The 18,202-nt window shown below is 22.9% G+C and carries 17 protein-coding genes; 6 read left to right on the forward strand and 11 right to left on the reverse strand.

From position 1 onward, the window contains the following. Positions 1 to 21: 21 nt before the first annotated feature. Genes MMOB_RS02815 through MMOB_RS03525 form a run of 4 tightly spaced genes read right to left on the reverse strand, consistent with a single transcriptional unit; the run spans position 22 to position 4,909 of the window. Positions 22 to 2,163, reverse strand: coding sequence for a phenylalanine--tRNA ligase subunit beta (locus MMOB_RS02815; RefSeq protein ID WP_011265036.1), 2,142 nt, complete (start codon positions 2,161 to 2,163; stop codon positions 22 to 24). 42 nt (positions 2,164 to 2,205) lie between these two features. Then, entirely contained in the window at positions 2,206 to 3,426 is a 1,221-nt protein-coding gene (locus tag MMOB_RS02820) for a replication-associated recombination protein A (protein ID WP_011265037.1), read from the reverse strand. Between the two features lie 21 nt (positions 3,427 to 3,447). Further along, on the reverse strand, positions 3,448 to 4,140 hold the full coding sequence (locus MMOB_RS02825; RefSeq protein ID WP_011265038.1) for a SprT family zinc-dependent metalloprotease: 693 nt from the start codon (positions 4,138 to 4,140) through the stop codon (positions 3,448 to 3,450). A gap of 1 nt (position 4,141) precedes the next feature. After that, on the reverse strand, positions 4,142 to 4,909 hold the full coding sequence (locus tag MMOB_RS03525; RefSeq protein ID WP_011265039.1) for a nuclease-related domain-containing protein: 768 nt from the start codon (positions 4,907 to 4,909) through the stop codon (positions 4,142 to 4,144). A gap of 65 nt (positions 4,910 to 4,974) precedes the next feature. Between MMOB_RS03525 and rpsT the strand changes: the two genes are divergently transcribed. The 3 genes from rpsT to MMOB_RS02845 are packed head-to-tail and all read left to right on the forward strand — an operon-like array spanning position 4,975 to position 8,613. Beyond that, positions 4,975 to 5,250, forward strand: a complete 276-nt coding sequence (gene rpsT, locus MMOB_RS02835; RefSeq protein ID WP_011265040.1) for a 30S ribosomal protein S20 — start codon at positions 4,975 to 4,977, stop codon at positions 5,248 to 5,250. A 55-nt stretch (positions 5,251 to 5,305) separates the two neighbouring features. Beyond that, entirely contained in the window at positions 5,306 to 5,863 is a 558-nt protein-coding gene (locus tag MMOB_RS02840; protein ID WP_011265041.1) for an inorganic diphosphatase, read from the forward strand. Between the two features lie 14 nt (positions 5,864 to 5,877). After that, the gene (locus MMOB_RS02845; RefSeq protein WP_011265042.1) at positions 5,878 to 8,613 is read left to right on the forward strand and encodes an SGNH/GDSL hydrolase family protein; all 2,736 of its coding nucleotides are present in this window, start codon (positions 5,878 to 5,880) and stop codon (positions 8,611 to 8,613) included. Here MMOB_RS02845 and MMOB_RS02850 read toward each other — a convergent pair. Genes MMOB_RS02850 through ffh form a run of 5 tightly spaced genes read right to left on the reverse strand, consistent with a single transcriptional unit; the run spans position 8,610 to position 13,780 of the window. Beyond that, positions 8,610 to 9,104, reverse strand: coding sequence for a peroxiredoxin (locus MMOB_RS02850; protein WP_011265043.1), 495 nt, complete (start codon positions 9,102 to 9,104; stop codon positions 8,610 to 8,612). The two genes, MMOB_RS02845 and MMOB_RS02850, sit on opposite strands and share 4 nt — an antisense overlap. Before the next feature lie 10 nt (positions 9,105 to 9,114). Then, positions 9,115 to 10,746, reverse strand: a complete 1,632-nt coding sequence (locus tag MMOB_RS02855) for a phosphomannomutase (RefSeq protein ID WP_011265044.1) — start codon at positions 10,744 to 10,746, stop codon at positions 9,115 to 9,117. 5 nt (positions 10,747 to 10,751) lie between these two features. Continuing rightward, positions 10,752 to 11,456 (reverse strand): 16S rRNA (cytidine(1402)-2'-O)-methyltransferase, encoded by a 705-nt coding sequence (gene rsmI, locus MMOB_RS02860; RefSeq protein WP_011265045.1) that lies wholly within the window; start codon positions 11,454 to 11,456, stop codon positions 10,752 to 10,754. Further along, positions 11,446 to 12,405: a DNA polymerase III subunit delta' gene (locus MMOB_RS02865; RefSeq protein ID WP_011265046.1), complete on the reverse strand. Its 960-nt coding sequence runs from the start codon at positions 12,403 to 12,405 to the stop codon at positions 11,446 to 11,448. The genes rsmI and MMOB_RS02865 overlap by 11 nt, the downstream gene beginning before the upstream one ends. Before the next feature lie 31 nt (positions 12,406 to 12,436). Then, positions 12,437 to 13,780 (reverse strand): signal recognition particle protein, encoded by a 1,344-nt coding sequence (gene ffh, locus MMOB_RS02870; RefSeq protein WP_011265047.1) that lies wholly within the window; start codon positions 13,778 to 13,780, stop codon positions 12,437 to 12,439. Positions 13,781 to 13,862: 82 nt separating this feature from the next. On the opposite strand from ffh, the gene MMOB_RS02875 reads away from it, so the two are divergent. Continuing rightward, positions 13,863 to 14,822, forward strand: coding sequence for a type I phosphomannose isomerase catalytic subunit (locus MMOB_RS02875; RefSeq protein WP_011265048.1), 960 nt, complete (start codon positions 13,863 to 13,865; stop codon positions 14,820 to 14,822). A gap of 11 nt (positions 14,823 to 14,833) precedes the next feature. Here MMOB_RS02875 and rmuC read toward each other — a convergent pair whose 3' ends face one another. After that, the gene (gene rmuC, locus MMOB_RS02880; RefSeq protein WP_011265049.1) at positions 14,834 to 15,988 is read right to left on the reverse strand and encodes a DNA recombination protein RmuC; all 1,155 of its coding nucleotides are present in this window, start codon (positions 15,986 to 15,988) and stop codon (positions 14,834 to 14,836) included. A gap of 257 nt (positions 15,989 to 16,245) precedes the next feature. Between rmuC and MMOB_RS02885 the strand changes: the two genes are divergently transcribed. Then, on the forward strand, positions 16,246 to 16,710 hold the full coding sequence (locus MMOB_RS02885; protein WP_011265050.1) for a deoxycytidylate deaminase: 465 nt from the start codon (positions 16,246 to 16,248) through the stop codon (positions 16,708 to 16,710). On the opposite strand, the gene tapR is transcribed toward MMOB_RS02885, so the two are convergent. Next, entirely contained in the window at positions 16,707 to 17,261 is a 555-nt protein-coding gene (gene tapR / locus MMOB_RS02890; RefSeq protein ID WP_011265051.1) for a TyrS-associated PheT N-terminal domain-related protein TapR, read from the reverse strand. The genes MMOB_RS02885 and tapR overlap by 4 nt on opposite strands. A gap of 51 nt (positions 17,262 to 17,312) precedes the next feature. Between tapR and MMOB_RS02895 the strand changes: the two genes are divergently transcribed. After that, on the forward strand, positions 17,313 to 18,191 hold the full coding sequence (locus MMOB_RS02895) for a DegV family protein (RefSeq protein WP_011265052.1): 879 nt from the start codon (positions 17,313 to 17,315) through the stop codon (positions 18,189 to 18,191). The last annotated feature ends 11 nt before the right edge of the window (positions 18,192 to 18,202 follow it).

Here is an 18,202-nt window from a genome sequence, read left to right on the forward strand (position 1 = left end):
TTAAAAAAGGAAGAATTTAAATTAATTTCAAGAATTTTTTAAAATTGCTTCGTCTAAATTTTTAATAGCATCATCTTCAAGTAAAATTCTTACTGTTATATTTAACTTTTCATTTTTTTCAAATTTGTCTATTATTTGGACTTCAAAAATATTTTTTATTTTTTTTAATTCTTTTAAATAAGTATCAATACTTTGATTTTTTTCAATTGAAAAAGTTATATCTCTAAATTTTAATGGATCAAAATTATATTCTTTAAATTGATTTTTACTAATGTTAAATTCATCTAATAAAATCTCAACAAAAATTAAATCTGAAATTTTAAGACTTGGATTAATTTTTCCCATTCAACCAATTAATTTATTCTCATAAAAAATATGAGCACTAGCATTTGGGTGCAAATAATTGTTTTTAGTTTTTCTTAATTCAAATTTGTAACTAAATAATGAAAACAAATCTTTTTTTATTTCATTAAAAGATTTTTCATTGGAAGCAAAAATTAAAGCCCTTTTTCCTTCGTTAATCATCCCAAAATCAAAAAAATTAATTTTTTCTAATTTTCTTTTTATATTATATTCTGCAATTTCCAATAAAGAAAATGCTTGTGAATTTCTAATTATTCTTCTTTTTTCTGAAGGAAAAGTTTTCATTAATATTTCAGTTTTAAAATTAAAAGGATCAAAATTATTATCTTCTTTAGCAACTAAAGAATAAGTTTTTATTTCATTGTAATTTTTTGAAGCTAAAGAAAATTTAAAATCATATTTTTTTTGTATTTTAAAAGGTTTGATTTCAGGTTGCAAAATCGGAAAATTATCATAGCCATAAAAACGAAATAATTCTTCTATCACATCATAAGGGCCTGTATAATCATGTCTATAAGCAGGGACTAAAATTTTGTCTTCAAAAAATTTAAAACCTAAAATTTCTAAAGATTTTTTTGCATTTATAAATTTTTGTTCCTTTACAATTTCAAATCCAGCAATTCTATTAATAAAAGTGTGATCAAATAAGATTTCTTTTGGCTTAAGATTTAAATTTATATTTACAATCTCAATTTCTTCAAAAAGACTTTGCATATATTGAATTGCATTTAATTGCATTCCATGGGAAATTGTTTTAGTTGCTTGTTTAATTTGAGAGCTTTCAAGTTTTAGAGTTTTTATTGTTTTTCTAACTTCTTTAGGGCTTAAAATATTCATAAATATAAAAAATTCTTTTTGAGAATCTTTAATTTCAAATTCTTTTTGAGTTTCAAGATAAGGTATTGCAATAATTTCCCTTGATTTTTCAATTACTAAATTATTGTCAATTTTTAAAGTCCTATTAGCAATTTCTAATGAAGAGCTTTTCGAAACAATGTTTACTTTTTCTAATGATTTTAAATTCAAGAAATGAATTGGCATTCCTGTGTGAATTAAAATTAAATTTTCTAAGTCTTTATAAGTGTTTGTTAATTTCAAATGAGATTTTAATAAAAGATATTTATCATATAGTTTCAGTTCTAGTGTCTTTGATTTTACAAAAATTCCTTCTAAATTTGAATTTATTTTTGAAACTCTTAAATTTTTTAAACAAATTAAATCATTATCAATTTTTGTTCCAAAAAAAGCTGCCAATTCCTTTGCCATTACTAAATATGAAATTGCATCAGAACGATTAGGTAAAATTGCAAGATCAATTAAATAATCGTGTAATTCTAAATTTGCTATTGGATCTTCATTTAAATTTGCCTCATCTAAAACAATTACATTTTTAGAAAGCTCTTTTGGAACTAATTTTATTTCAAATCCCAACATTTCATCAAAACCCACTAACATTCCTTCACTTATAATTCCTTTTAAAAGTTTTGACTCTATTAAATTATTTGCTAATTTTGAACCTGGAATAAAAGCCATTACATATTTATTAATTTCAACATTTTTAGCAGTTGTTTGAATAATTCTAATTTTATCTTTAAATTGAATTTCACAGACAGTCAAATTATCAGAATTTTCATTTTTATAAATTTTTAAAACTTTTCCATATTTAATGTTTTCGACATGTCTTATTTCCTTTGTTTCTTCTACTTCAAAACCAATTAAATTAAATGCCTTGATGACATCTTCAAAAGATATTTCATTAAGATTTGCTAGTTTTTTTAAGTGTTTGTATGAAAAAATCATGATACTCCTTTATTAGTTGTTTATATTTTAATTTAAAAGTGTTTATTTTGTCTTATTTCTAGATGCTATTTTGATTTTTTCTCAATAAGATTTAATTTTTTGTTCGTTTTGGTTATTTGCAAATTCAAAAAAATGATTTTTTTCTAATTCAATAGGTAAATAATTTTGATTAACATAATTATTTTCAAAATCATGAGGATATAAATACTTAGGTCGATTAAACTTTGCAGAATTTTTATAATGAGTATCTTTTAGATGGTCTGGAATGTCATAAATATTACCATTATTTATTTTGTCTAAAATTTTGTTCATCGAAACATAAGTACTATTGCTTTTAGGACTTAAAGCAATTTCAATAATTATTTTAGCTAAAATAGTATTTGCTTCAGGAAATCCAACTCTTTCAATTGCATTAATTGCTGCATCTACTTTAATTGAAGCATTTGGATTTGCCAATGCAATATCTTCATATGCTACCATGATCAATCTTCTTAGCAAAGCATCAATGTCGCCTGCTTTTGCTAATAGCATTCCATAATATAATGCTGCATCTGGATCACTACCCCTTAATGATTTATGAAATGCACTTAATGTATCATAATGCTTGTCTGCATCTTTATCGGTATAAAAATTCATGGATGGAAAAATTTTTTTAATACTTTCAAAATCAACATTAGTATTTGGATAAATTGTTTCAATTAAGTCTAAATTATTTATAGCATTTCTAAAATCACCTGCTGAAAATTTAACAATTGAAAGTAGCAAATCATCATTTATTTTAATTTTCAATTTGTATTTTTCAATAATGTTTTTTAAACCTTGAAAAATTTCTGTTTCACTCAATTTATTAAAGCGTAAAATTTTTAATCTACTTCTTAAAGATGGAATAATTTTAAAATATGGATTTTCAGTAGTAGTTGCATACAAAATGATTTTGTCATCTTCTAAATAACTCAGTAAAATTTCTTGTTTATCTTTATTTAGCCTATGTAATTCATCTATAATCAAAATTTTATTAATTGCTAATTTTTCTAATAATTCTTTTTTAGAATGGATTGTGGGATTAAAAACATCATAAGATTCTTGTTTTTCTTTAGCAATAACTGTTGCAGCAGTTGTTTTACCAATACCACTTTCACCATAAAAAATAAAGCTACTCATTTCTTGTTTTTCAATAATAGCTTTAAATAATTCAATTAAATGACTTTGACCAACAATATCTTCTAAACGCTCTGGCCTAATTTTATTAGCAAGATTTTTCACTATTTATATTTTAACTTAAACTTAAGATAAAAGAGTTTTATTATTATTCAAATGTAATCTAGCTTGTTTTCAATCAGGATAATATTGTTCTACTAAATTTCAAAATTTTTTTGAATGATTAGGGTGCAAATGGTGTGCTAGTTCATGAATAATTACATAATCAATAAGATTAGTTTCAAAATGAGCCAACTTAGAATTATATGTAATGTGCATTTTTTTAATTGAATTTGATGCTCAATTAGTTTCTTTAGGCCTAATTGAAAATTTATGTTCAGGAATTTGCATTTCTTGTTCAAAAATTTTCTGGACTTTTTTTAAATGTAATTCTAAATAAAATTTTAGCAGATACTGAATTTTTTGAATAATTGTATTTTCTTCCAAATTTAGCAATTTCACAGTTTTTAAATCTTTAATTTTTAATCAAAAACTACTTCCGTTTTTCTCCGTTTCAAAATTATATTTTGTTCCAAATAAATAAAAATATTTCTCACTTAAAGAATAAAGTACTTGTACTTCTTTTTTTAAACTTTTTTGATGAAATTTTGTAATTCCTTTGGTAACAAAATCAATTAAAATTTTTTCATCTACATGTTTTGGGGTAATTAATGTGTAATTGCCATTTCTTACTTTGAAATAAATGTTTTTATTTTTTGAATAAAGTACTTGGACATAAAAAACTTTATCGAAGAGGTTAATTTCAATATGATTTTTCATTTTAGTTGTCTTTTTTTGCTTTTTCTCTTGCTTGGTTTCTATGTAAAGAAATGTCTGATAATTTATTAGTTCTATGAGACTTAATAGTTTTTTGCAAGTCTTGCATATCACTGTAGCTTATTTTAGTTTCTAAAGCTAATTGAGCAGTGTCTAAAGAAGTATATAAATCTTTATGTTGAATTAACAAAACATGTTTTGGAATATTACTTATTTGCAATTCTGAAACTTTATTAGAAAAAATTACTAAAGAAATAATTGGAATTTTTTTCTTAATGATTCTAATAATATGTTCAATATGTCTGTTATTTTGTAAAATGGGATTATAGAAAGTAAATACTTGATTTCCTAAAACTTTTTTCCAATCTTTTACTTCTCCGTCACCTTTAATAATTCCTGTCATACTTTTTATTTCAACAACTATAATTGCTCGATTTGTAATTAAAATACTATCAATTTCAAAAAGTTTATTATCATCGTATTTATATAATGAAGAATTTATAAAAATACTTTTTGACTGTTTAGATCAAGCTTTTAAAGATGAATTAATTCTTTTCTCGGCTACTTCACCTATTTTTTTAATAATTCTATTTTTAGAATTTTGCCTAAATAAAAAAATAAAAATTGCAATTAATAAAATCATAAACAAAAGAAGACCCACAATTAAACCACTAACAAATGTTGTAAAATCATTAGGATTTAATGTTGGAGTAGGGGTAGGGGTTGGAGTTGGAATCACACTACGATTTATAAAAGATAAAGAGTTGTTCATATTAAAATTAATTTTACAACATTTTTTTGTTTTTGGTATAATTAAAATCTAAATAGGAGATAGTCATGGCAAATATTAAATCAAAAGAAAAAAGAATTTTAACAAATGAAAAAGCAAGAGTTAGAAATGCAGCAATGAAATCACATGTAAGACTTGCTATTAAAAAAGCAAAAAGAGCAATCGAAGAAAAAAATGAAAATGTTGAACAGCTACTAAAAGATGCACACAAAGTGATTAATACTTCTGTTTCACATGGAGTGTTTCATAGAAATAATGCTGCTAGAAAATCTTCAAGACTTGATGCCTATGCTTTTAAAATTCAAAACAAAACAGCAAACTAGTACCGGAATCGGTATTTTTTTTTAAATTTTTCTAAAGTGGTAAAATTATTTTATTATGAATGAAAAAATTATTGAAGTTAACATTGAAATACCTATAAATTCAAATATTAAATATGAATTTGATAGAAGCAAAAATAAAATTGTTGTAGATAGAATTTTAAGGGGAGATTTTAAATATCCTGCAAATTATGGTTATGTGGCCGAAGCTTTAGATTGAGATGGAGATGAACTAGATGTTTTAGTTTATTCTTCTGAAACTTTTGTTCCAGGTTCTTTATTAAGAGCGAGACTTGTTGGAGCTATGAAAATGATTGATCAAGGAGAAACAGACACAAAATTAATTGCTGTTCATGCTGACGATTATCGTTTGGATAAAATCAAAGAATTAGTTGATATTCCAAAAGAATGATTGAGAAATGTGGAATATTTCTTTACAAATTACAAAAACTGAAAAGGTGTGAATCAAGTTAAAATCAATGGTTTTGAAGGACTAAAATATGCTCTTGCAGAATATGAAGAATGTGTCCATCAAATGGAAAAATATGGAAAAATGCCTAAAAGTGAATATGTAAAACAAATGCAAAAAAAACATCCTGAAAAATATACTATTTAGATAAATAATGAAATATGATCAAACCTGAAGAAAAAGTAAAATTATTAGTAATTGGTGATTCAATAGCAGCTGGATATAATTCTGGTTTTGGTTTTGATATTTCAGGAAGTGGAAAAATTAAAGGAGAAGAATTTACCTTTAGTGGATTGAGTTATGGTTCTTTTTTCTGTGAATTTGTTGAAAAATCACAGAAAAATAAAATGGAATCATATCAAAATTTTGCTTTGCAAGGTTCAAGATTTGATGAATGATTATATTTTTATGATGTTGACAACGAAAAATTTAACTTTGAAAATTCTAAAGATATTTTGGAAGTAATAAAATCTATAGATACCAAAAACTCAAGATTAAATTTATTTAAAAATAGGACAAGTAAGCAATTTAATGAATTCAAAAATAAAAATGATTTTTTGAAATTAAAAGAAGTAACTAAAGAATCTAATTTGATTTTTATTTCTCTTGGAGCTAATGATTTAATTCATTTTTTAAAACCTGAAAGAATTGATTTTTTATTTGATAAAACAATTCATAAAGAAATAAAATTTAAAAAATTTAAAACTATTTTGCAAGATTTTATTGATAAAACTTCCAAAAAATCTGAATTACTAATTGATGCAATTAATAAATTAAGTAATAAAGCAAATATTGTTCTTTTATCATACCCTCTTTCATTTTTAAAATTAAGATCTGTTATTAATTCCTTTTTAAAAAAAGATGGAGAATCTGAAATTGAAATGGAACTTAATGCAATGGTTAGTAAATATCAAAAAAAATTAAGCGAAAAAAATGAAAATGTTCATTTTGTAGATGTTTTTGATCATCAATATTGAATTAAAAATGCAAGCAAATTAAGTAAACATTTTTATGAAATTCATCCCTCTACAAAAGGATATAAAAAAATTGCAAAAAATTTGTTTTTTAAAATATCTTTTAGCAAGAAAAATTACGAAGAGGCAAAACTAATTATTCCTTCTTTTGATAAAAAAACATATGAAGATAATTTGGACCATTTTGATAAAATACTAAATTTTACTAATTCAGAAGAAGAAATTTTAAAGAAATTAAATTGGGATTCAGATAAAGAAAATGACTTAATTTTAGAAAATGAATTTGAAAGAAAACATTCTATTTTAGAAACTGAAGGTGAATTTGGTAATTATTTTTACTCAATGTGCAACTTAATAGAAAGAAACTTTTTATTTTACTTTAGTAAAATAAAAAGAGAATCTTTGATCGATCTCACTCTACTTGAAAAAAAGATTTTTGAAATACTTATTGATAGGAAAAATGAGTTTTCATTTTTAAATTTTATTTATAAAACAACTTTTGTCAATGATTTAATTGGGGATTTGAGTTTGGGTTTAAACTCAATTTCTTTAAATAATTTTTTCAAATTGCAAAGATTAGAAGATACTCATTTGTTGATTGATAAAATTTTGAATATTATCCAAGATCCTGATAAAGTTTTTGGTTTTTTAAAAAATTTAAATGATTTTGGTTTTTTTGAAAAAAATTTAGAATCATTTGATGTTTTGATTAAGCACTATGGAAATTTAATTACCAATAAAGAAATCACTAGTAAATTAGTTACTGTTTTTTTGAAAAAATTCTATAATAAAATAGAACTAACCCATAAAAAAGTATTTGAAAAGTACCTTGGAAAAATTGAACAAGCAACTATTGATGAGATTTTTAGTGAAATTGGAAATGATAAAAAAATTAAAGAATTTTTTATAAGTTCAATACAACTTGTTTTTAAAAATTTGATTAGAATTGATGAATTTAAAAATTTGGAGGAATTTAGTGATTCATTTTCAAAAGAGATTTTAGCAATGAACAAAATTTCTATTTCTCATTTGGCAGAAGTATTTTTGTCAAATGAGAAATTGGGAAAACTTTTACTTTATTTCATAACACACTTTTCAAACATTAATATTAATGTAGATAATCTTTACTGGATTTTAAAACCAAATTGAAAGAAAATTTTTTCTCTAAAAACATTCAAAATAATTGATCAAAATTTACTTAAATACATTTCTTTATTATTTGTGTTTTTGATTTCGAGAAAAAAAGCTACTTCTATGCTTGGAAAAATTATGAAAATAAATATTCAAAGTCTAGATGATTTTTTAAAAATTTCTAATTCTATCGATTTAAGAGATGTTGATGGCAAAGATGTTTCCAAAATAATAAATTCCATTTTCGAAAACTCAGACAATAGTTTTTTATTATATAGAATTATAAAAAATCCAAATATTTTAGAACCGTTAAAATATCAATTTAAATTTAATTTATTAAATATTGGAAAAGCTTTGAGTTTGAGAAAAAGGTTTTATAAAATATTAATTCCTTTAATAAAAAAATTATTAGAAGAATATGATAAAAATGATAAGAAAATAAAAGTAAATGACAACGAAGCTTTTAAAGCTCTTTATAGAATTTTTATCACTGTTCAAATAACTCTTTACTTTTCTTTAAAAAATAGTGGATTGTTCTTCTCAAAAACTACATTTTTAAAAGAAAATCAAATTTTTGCAAAATTTTTTATGAGTGAATTCCCTAAGCATAGTCCAATGATTAAAAAGTTTTTACTTCCTGATTTAAAAATAAAAGATGTTGATTCAAATAAAATCTCAAAATATGAAACCTTACCATTAATTTTGTTTTTAGATGAAATTAATCCAAATGATAAAAAGTTTTACAATTATGAAGTCTTAATTGAATACCTTAAAACAGGATCTTGAATTTAAATAGTTTTCAAAAAAACTTCCAATTTTTTAAAATTGATTTCGTCATGTAAATTGAAAACTATATCTTGATAAATAATTTTAAAATTTTCATTAATTATAAAACACGTTTTTATGTAAAAACCTAATTTGTCTATAAAAATTCCAATTGATTTGCTAAAAGTATTTGTAGCAAAATCGCTAAAAGCTCTTACGTTTTTTTGTTCTATTAAAGATTCTCATTTGTTTAAAATTAAAGGATTTTCATTTACTAAAACTACAAAATTGAAATTCATAAATTCTGATGATAATTTTAAAAGATTTTTTGTAAAAAAATCAACATAATTTGCTTGCAAAAAAGGCAAAGTTAGAAAAATTGTTTTTTTCTCAAAAGAACTAAAACTTTTAAATTGAAATTTTGAATCTATTAATGTAAAAGGCTTGATAGTTTTGATTGCTTGATCAAAAAGATTTACAAAATCATATTCTTTTCCAAAAAGTATAACTTGATTCATATTTTCCTTTCTAAATTAAAAATTTTCTTTTCAAATCATTAAATATTTTAATATTTTTATTGATTTTTTTATTAGTCAATTCTTCCCTATATTCATTTTCAGTAACTATAAAAATACTCACAATATTGGTGTATGAATAATAGGTAAAAAGTATTGAGCTTCCTTCTTCAAAATGAATTTTTGCAATAAATTGTTTTTCTCTGATTGAATCATTAAAATTTTTGAAATATTCTATATTTTTTATTTTTAAATCTCCCAAAACATGATAAATACTTATTTTTTTAAGAGATTCTACCAAAACAATTTTTGACATTTGCAAAGTTTTTTCAAAAAGAACTTTTTTGCTATATTTACTTACAAAATTAGTAAGAACAACATTTAAATCTCTTGTTTGCGACTTATGATAATTTAAAACTTCTAATAATAAAACTTGAAGTTGAAAAATATCACTTGAAGTCGAAATTGAAGAATTAAGCAAAAATCTGCCTTCTTCATCAAAATATAAAAGCAATTTTTTTTCATAGTTTTTCATATTTTGAAAGAAATTTGTATCTTCGTAAAGAGCAACATTGTGTTTTTTGCAAATTCTTTCAATAATTTCAGAAGAATTTTTTGTGGTTACAACAAAATTATTTTCTGCAATAAAATTTTCACTTTTATTTGCAAAAATATATTCTAATAATAAAATAGCAATTTGTTCATGATTTAACAATCAATAATCATTATTGTTTCTAATAATGACATCTATTTGATTTGCATTAAATGAAGGAACTAAAATAACATCTAATTTTGATTTTTTTGCTTGCAAAATGAATTTGTTCAAATATCTTAAAAATTTTGTGTTTTTAGCTTTTGTAAAAAAGTCACTATTTAAATAACTAACTTTTTTAGATAATATAAATTCTATATTCATTAAACTACTTATATCTTGCATTAAGTCATAAGCAATTTTTGAAGAATTAGCAATCAAAACTTTCAATTTTTTATCATTAGATGAATTGATTTGAATTTTTAATAAAGAATCAATATATTCAGTTTCAATTTTTTTTGAAAGTAAATAAAAAGATTTTTTAGTTGCAATTGAATTTACTAGGGGAATTTGTTTATTGATATTATTTGTAATTAAAAATAAAATTGAATTTTCTAAAAATTCTGAATTTGCATTAAAAATTTGCAATCAATAGTTTCTATAATTCTTATTTGGTCTTGAAAAATAAAAGCAAAGAGACACTTTAATATTGTTTAAACTATTTTGAATCAAAGAAAGAGGCTTACCTTTATTTTCTTCAAAAAGATAAACATCTAAATCATTTTCTAAAAATACTTGATTCATGATTTCTATAAATGTCCTTAATTCTTCACTACCATCATGAGAAATCAAAATTTTAGCCTTTAGACCTTTATCAATTTTACTTTCTCTAAGAAATTCAGCAAATGAATTGGAAATTAATTTAATAGTGATTGGATTAAAAGAATTGTAGCCAACATCTATTCTTCCTTTGATTTTTCTATCATCAATTAAAAAAGAATGAAAAAAAGTTTCATCTTCTTCAATGTTTGCAATTTCATTTAATTTATTAGTATAAAATTTATCACCAATAAAATATTTTTTTCATTCTTGAAAAATTTCCAATTTATTCATAAATCCTATTTTACCAAATCTTTATTTAAAGCAAAATTTTTGAATTCAAAAGCTATTGTATATTCGCCTTTAATTGAATCTTTTTTTTCAAAAATTTTATAAATTTCACTTACATTTCCAAAAAAGTGTTCTTCAAATTTTTTTGTCAATTCTTTTCCTACAAAAATTTGAAGAAAATTTCCGAATACAAATTCTAGATCTTTTAAAACGCTCATTAATTTGTGTGGAGATACAAAAGCAACATAAGATCCAGGAATTAATTTTTTTAAATGATTTTGCCTTTGAATTGTTTTATCTTTAAAAAAACCTAAAAAAGTAAAATGTGTATCAAATCCACTTAAAACAGCTGTACTTGTAATTGCAGATACCCCAGGAATAAGTTCGTATTTAATATTGTTTTCTCTAACTAATTTCAAAACTCTAAATCCTGGATCGCTTAAAATTGGCATTCCTGCATCTGAAATTAGAGCTACGGATTTATTTTCATTTTGAATCAGACTAATAATTCCTTTTGCCGAATTTATTTCGTTCTTGTCATGATAAGAAATAAGTTTTTTACCAATTATTTCAAAATAATTAAGCAATTTTTGACTTTCTCTTGTATCTTCGCAAGCAATAACATCGACTTCTTTTAAAATTCTTAAAGCTCTTAAAGTAATATCTTCAAGATTGCCAATTGGTGTTCCTACTATAAAAAATTTAGTTTCCATATAACTCACTTACTTTCAATAAAAAAAATTGCTTTTGAATTTTAAAATTTGTATTGATTTCTAATTTCGATAAGAATTCTTCAATAAAATAATAAATTGGATAAAATTGTACTTTTATTTCTTGATATTTTTGAACTAATTCGTAAAATGGTAAAAAAGCTATTTTATCTTTGCCATGACTTGCAAAAACATCTTCAAAAAAAATTCTAATTACTTGAAGGACAAAATAATAATTTTCCACATCCAACACTTCTTCTAAAAAATTGATTAAAGAGTATTTATTTATTAAAGATTTATCTAAATTTTTGAGAGTTTTTTTTACAAGTTCAAAATACTTTTTAGAATTGTATTTATTAGCATCTTCTCAATTATCAAAAACTCTTGCATAAAATTTTATTACATATTTTTCCAAATCATTTTCTAGAAACAATTCTTCAATTGCTAATTGGTTCATTCTCTTTACATCAAAAACTTGACTTCTACTCACTATAGTAGAAATAACTTTTTTAATATTATTTGTTCCCATCACAATAAAAGTATCTTTAGGGGGATTCTCAATGTATTTTAAAAGTGAATTTAGTGATGAAGAATTACCTTTTTCAATATTTGCAATGTACAAAATTTTAGGACTATTGCTTTCAAAAGATGTTTTTAAAAATAATTGAATAGCATCTAGCACTTGAGTTTTTTTAATGGTATCATTAATAGGTTTTAGTTCCAGAAAATCAAAATACTTTCCTTCTTTAAGGTAATTTAAATCATATAAATTCCCTTTATACAATTCAATTATTTTTAAAATTAAATAATATGCAGAATTATCAATTGAAGTATTTTTATCTGCTTTTAATAAAAATGAATGTGTAATTTTTTTGTTTTGAAAAGCAGTATCAACACTTTGTTTGAAAACTCTATTTGCCTTTTCTAAAAAATTCAAGAAATCTATTTTCATAAATTAATTATATTTACATTAAGAATAAATCTTAAAATAAATTGCCTAGAGATCCAGGATTCAATGTTCCATCTTTCATTGATTTAGAAATTTGTTTCATTTTTTTAGACATTTGATCAAATTCAGAAACAAGTAAATTATATTCTTGAACACTTCTCCCTGATCCTTTAATTACTCTTTGTTTTCTAGATTGATTTTTTAGTAATCTTGGATCTTTTCTCTCTGAAATTGTCATAGAAGAAATTAAAATTTCAAATACTTTGATTTTATCTTCTGCTTTATCAATTTTTTCCGGGTCAATCTTATTTGCGCCAGGAATCATTTTTAATAATTTAGACATTTTTCCTAGTTTTTTAATTTGTCTTAAATTTTCTAGTAAATCATCTAAATCAAAGTGCCCAGACATAAATCTAGAAAACATTTTTTTAGATTTTTTTTCATCAATGACATCTTGAGCTTTCTCAATTAAAGATAAAACATCACCCATTCCTAAAATTCTATCAGCCATACGATCTGGATGAAATAAATCTAAATTAGTAACTTTTTCACCAGTACCAATAAAAAGAATTGGAATGTTTAGCATTTTTGTTATGCTTAAAGCAGCTCCTCCACGAGCATCGGAATCTAATTTAGTAATTATTGAACCTGTTAATTTCAATTTTTCATCAAAAGTTTTTGCAACATTAAAAATATCTTGTCCACTTAAAGCATCTGATACAAAAATAATTTCTTGTGGTTTTGCAATTTCCTTTATTTCGATCAATTCATTCATTAATTTTTCATCAATTGATAATCTTCCTGCTGTATCAATTAAAACTAAATCATAATACTCATTTTTTGCTTTATCAATTGCTTCTTTTACAGTTTGTTGAGGTTTTATGTCAACTGAATTTTTGTAAATGTCAACTCCTACCATTTTAGATAAGGTGTCTAATTGATCAATTGCAGCAGGTCTATAAATATCTCCTGCTACAATCAAAATTTTTTCAATTTTCTTTTTGTTTTTATAAAAATGAGCTATTTTTGCAATTGTAGTAGTTTTCCCTCCACCTTGTAAACCAGCAATCATAAAAATAGTGGGTTTTTTTGAAATATTTATTTCCTTTGTTTTATTTCCAAAAATTTTGACTAATTCTTCTTTTACAATTTTTATTACTTGTTGTCCTGGATTTAATTTACCTATTAATTCTGTTCCAATTGTTTGATCTTTAATATTTTGAATAAATTCTTTTACGACAATTAAATTAACATCAGCTTCTAATAAAGCTAATTTAATTTCTCTAGTAATTTCTAAAATGTCTTCTTCTTTTAAAATTGTCTTTGCAGACATTTTTTCAAGTGATTTTTGCATTCTTTTTGATAAATTATTAAACATATTTTAATTATATAAGAACTTTATAAATATTTCCTATTTAGACTTTATAAAAAATATGTAAATCTTAACTTATAATTTCTATATGGACAAATTCAATTTAGAAAAAATAATTTTTTTAAAACCCTATTTTGAAGAAAAAATTTGAGGTGGAAATTACTTAAAAAATAGATTTTTATTAAATGATGATTCTAAAAAAATTGGAGAAGCTTGACTTATTTCAGGAATTGAAGGTAAGGAAAATAAAATTTTAAATGATTCTACATATGACTTAAGAACATTATGAGAACAAAAAAATTATTTATTCAATAATCAAAAGAAAAAGTACTCCAAATTTCCGTTATTGTTGAAAATTCTAGCTCCTGAAGATGATCTAAGTGTGCAAGTACACCCTGATAATGAATATGCAAAGAAATTTGATTCTTATGGAAAAAATGAAAGTTGATATATTGAAGAAATATTAACTAAAAAAGCAAACCAAGTAATTCTTGGTCACAAAGCCAAAAATTACAAAGATGCAAAAAACTTAATCGATAGCAAAAAATGAGATGAATTTTTTAACTATGTAAAAATTGAAAAGGGTGATGTAATTGATGTTTTTCCAGGTTTAGTACATGCTTTACTAAAAAATATTGTAACATTTGAACTACAACAAGCGAGCGAGCTAACATTTAGGCTTTTTGATTATAAAAGAAAAGACAAAGATGGCATTGAAAGAGATTTGCATATTCAAGAGTCTTTAGACAATATTGAATTTAGTAAAAAGTTTGAAATCAAAAATTTTGCCAATCTAAAAGAAAAAAATAATATTTGCAAAATGGTTGATAATGAATTTTACACTTTTATTAAATTAGATTTAGAAGGGGAATTTACATTTCCTAAAAATTTAATGGAAAAAGATTTTTTAATATTTTTTATTAATGAAGGTTTTGGAAAAATTAATGAAATTGAAATTAAAAAAAATGATAGTTTTATTATTCCATCAACAGTTAAAAAAATTAAAATGGAAGGACTTGCAAAAATTTTTATTGCTTTTAACAATTAAAATGCAAAATTTTATTCTTCATCTATTGCATTTATTTCCTCTAATAAAATAGGATCTTTATCAATTAATTTTTTAAATTTATCTTGTTTTTTCTCTAAAGTCGGATAATGAGATTCCATAGCAATCCCAAAATCTTTTTGAACAGCCAAAAGTTTTTTTGTAAATTTGTCTAAAGTCTCAAAAGTTGAAAGAACATGTTTGTATAAATTTGCTCCTTTTTCCATTTGAGTTGCAAAACTTAATAAGTTATCTAAATTTCAAGCAAATTGAATAAAAGTAGAAGGAGATAGAATATGTACTTTATGTTTTTCGATTGCATTTTTAATAACATCTGGATATTCTTGATATAGTTTTAAATAAATTAAATCATTATGAATAACTAACATTCCATATGATTCTGTATAAGTTTTGTTTAAATATAGAGAAGAGATTTTTTTAACTTGTGTTTCTAGAGAACTTATTCAATTCTTATCAAGAAAAATTTCATTTTCAATAATTGAAGGTTCCAAAACTTTTGAATCAATAGGAATTCATTTATTGGCATTTGTTGATCTTAAAGCAAATTCAACAACATTTTTTTCATTTTGGCCATTATCTTTAATTTTATTAGAAACATTTAGATTAGAAATTCAATTATCTTTATTTAATCCTGATTGAATTAAAATTTGTTCTAATTGCAATTCCCCTAATTCACCCTTACCTTTATTTCAAGATCCAAAAAATGTTTCTTGAATTTTTTCAAGAGGAACTAATTTATGAGAAATTTCTCTTCTTCAATTTTCAGTTTCATTTTCATGATTGATAATTTTTGACCTAAGATTTTCAATTTCCAAATTCTTTTTTTCTAGTTCTAATTGTTTGTTAGTTTTTTGTTCTTCTAAATTTTTTTGACTAGCTTCAAGATATTTTAAATTTTCTTGGTTTTTTATTAGCTGATTTTTTCAATCACTTGCATTTAATTTTTCGTTTTCTATTTGTTTAACAAGAGATTCATTTGAATTATTAAGAACTGCTAATTTTTTTTCTAGTTCAATTCTTAGAGTTTCTAATTCTTGATTTCTAGTCATCAAATTAGGATCTGCATTTTCACTAAGTGATTGTTTAAAATAGTTTTCGAATTTCTCTCAAGACATAAAAAGTCTTTTAAATCATGATATTTTTTTCATTAATATCTCCTTATTTTTTCTATGCTTAAAGTCTTCTAATTATAGCATTTTAATTTATGATAAATTTTTGAGACTTTTAAATTTTAATGTTATAATAATATTGATCAGTTGAATTTCAATTAGATTATCAATTATTGAAAAATAATTATAATGTCTCTATAAGTTATGAAAATAACCTCCTCTCTTATTAATAACTAAAAATGACTTTGAGGGGTCATTTTTTATTTCTTTATTTAATTAAAATGTAAAATTATTTTATGGAAAATAAAGTTTTAGATTGACATTCATATTTTATGGCTCTTTCAAAAGTTAGTGCATTAAGAAGTAAGGACCCAAATACAAAAGTGGGTGCTTGTATAGTAGATGACAATAAAAGGGTTGTTTCTCTTGGTTATAATGGTATGCCACGTGGTGATGATAAAAATTTTTCTTGAAAAAGAGATAATGAAAAAGCAGCAGACAATAAATATGCTTATGTTATTCATGCTGAAATTAATGCAATTTTGAACGCAAACAAACAAATAGATTCTAAATGCGTTTTATATGTTAGTTTGTTCCCGTGTTCAAATTGTGCAAAAATTATTGCACAAGTTGGAATTAATCAACTTTATTATGAAGAAGATAAATACAATGGAACTGAAGATGATATTATTAGCAAAAAAATTCTTGATTCTTTAGAAGTAAAATACAAAAAAATTCCAAAAGTAAGTTTTAGTATTTAAAAAACAAATTCTTTGCCTATTTCAAAATCTGATTTAATTAATTCATCACTATTTTTTAAATTTAAACTTTTATAAGAAAGGATCATTCCTTCACTTTCGATATTGACTACTTTAGAATTTGAAATTTTCAATCCATTTGGTAAGTATGAATTGGAAGTAGCAAAAACTAATTTTTCACCTTGTTTTAAATCAATCCTGTTAGTAACAATTTTATAATTTTTGTTTGATTTAATATTTATAATTATTAATTTATCACTATTTGGATGTTTTTCAATTTTTTCAATGAATCCTACAAGGTAAAAAGGTTGAAAAATAAAATCTTTAAAAATTTCTGGGAATTCTTCTAGAAGAATATTTTTTTCTTTAAATGCTAAAATTGAAAAACCTTCTTTTAAATAAGAAAATTTATCAAAATCAAAAATATTTAAAGCTACAAGTTTTTCCTTAGAATAAATAAAACAAAAATTTTTACTTTGTTTTATTCTTAAGTCTTCTTCCAAATTATTGAAATTTATGTAAAAATTGTTGCTTTGCTTAAAAATTAATGCCATATTATTAAAATTATAATCAAGAATTAGTTTTTATATATAATTATTATCATAATGAAACATGCAATAGTAGTAGATTCTTCAAGTGGACTAACAAAAGAAGAAGCAGAAAAAAAAGGGTGATTTTTTTTACCTTTAATCATTGATATAGATGATAAAACTTATTTAGATGGAATTGAAATTAATTCAGAAAATTTATATCAATTTTGAAAAAGTAATTCAGTTATAAAAACTGGAACAACTCCACCAAAATATTCTTTAGAATTATTTGAAAAATTATCTAATGAATATGATGCTGTTATTGTTTATCCGCTATCTTCTGAATTAAGTAGTCAATACAATAATTTACTTGTAATGAGCAAAAATTTAAAAAATGTTTCTATAATTCATTCTTATGGAGTGGCTCAATTAATTCCATATGAATTAGAGCAATTAGAAAATAAATTAAAAAGTGGTGAAATTACAGTTCAACAAGGAATTGCTTTACTTGAAGGTAAAAAAGATTCAACTCTTCATTTGATTCCAGAAAATTTAACTGCTTTAGTTAAAGGTGGGAGAGTTTCTCCTGCAATTGCTAAACTAGCTAAATTATTAAATATTGTTCCTATTATTGAAGTTAGAGAAGGTAAATTAGAAAAAGCTGGAAAAGGAAGACATTTTAGAAAAAGTATTACTAAATTAGCTGAAAAGAGATTTGAAGAAATTTCAAAAGAGGATCTTAGTTTATATGATGTTGTGCTTTTACATTCTAAAAATGATGATGTAAAAGAAATTGCTAGTGAAATTGAATCTATAGTTAATAAAAAAATAACTATTAAACTTATTCCTTCAGTAGTTGCAATTCATACTGGTAAAAAAGCAATTGGTCTTTGTTTTTTTAAAAAAACAAATTTTGATCTAGTAACTCAATATTTAAAAACTAATAAAAAATAAAAGAGCAAAAG

The sequence above is a fragment of the Mycoplasma mobile 163K genome (assembly GCF_000008365.1).
Taxonomy (GTDB): Bacteria; Bacillota_I; Bacilli_A; order Mycoplasmatales; family Metamycoplasmataceae; genus Mycoplasma_J; species Mycoplasma_J mobile.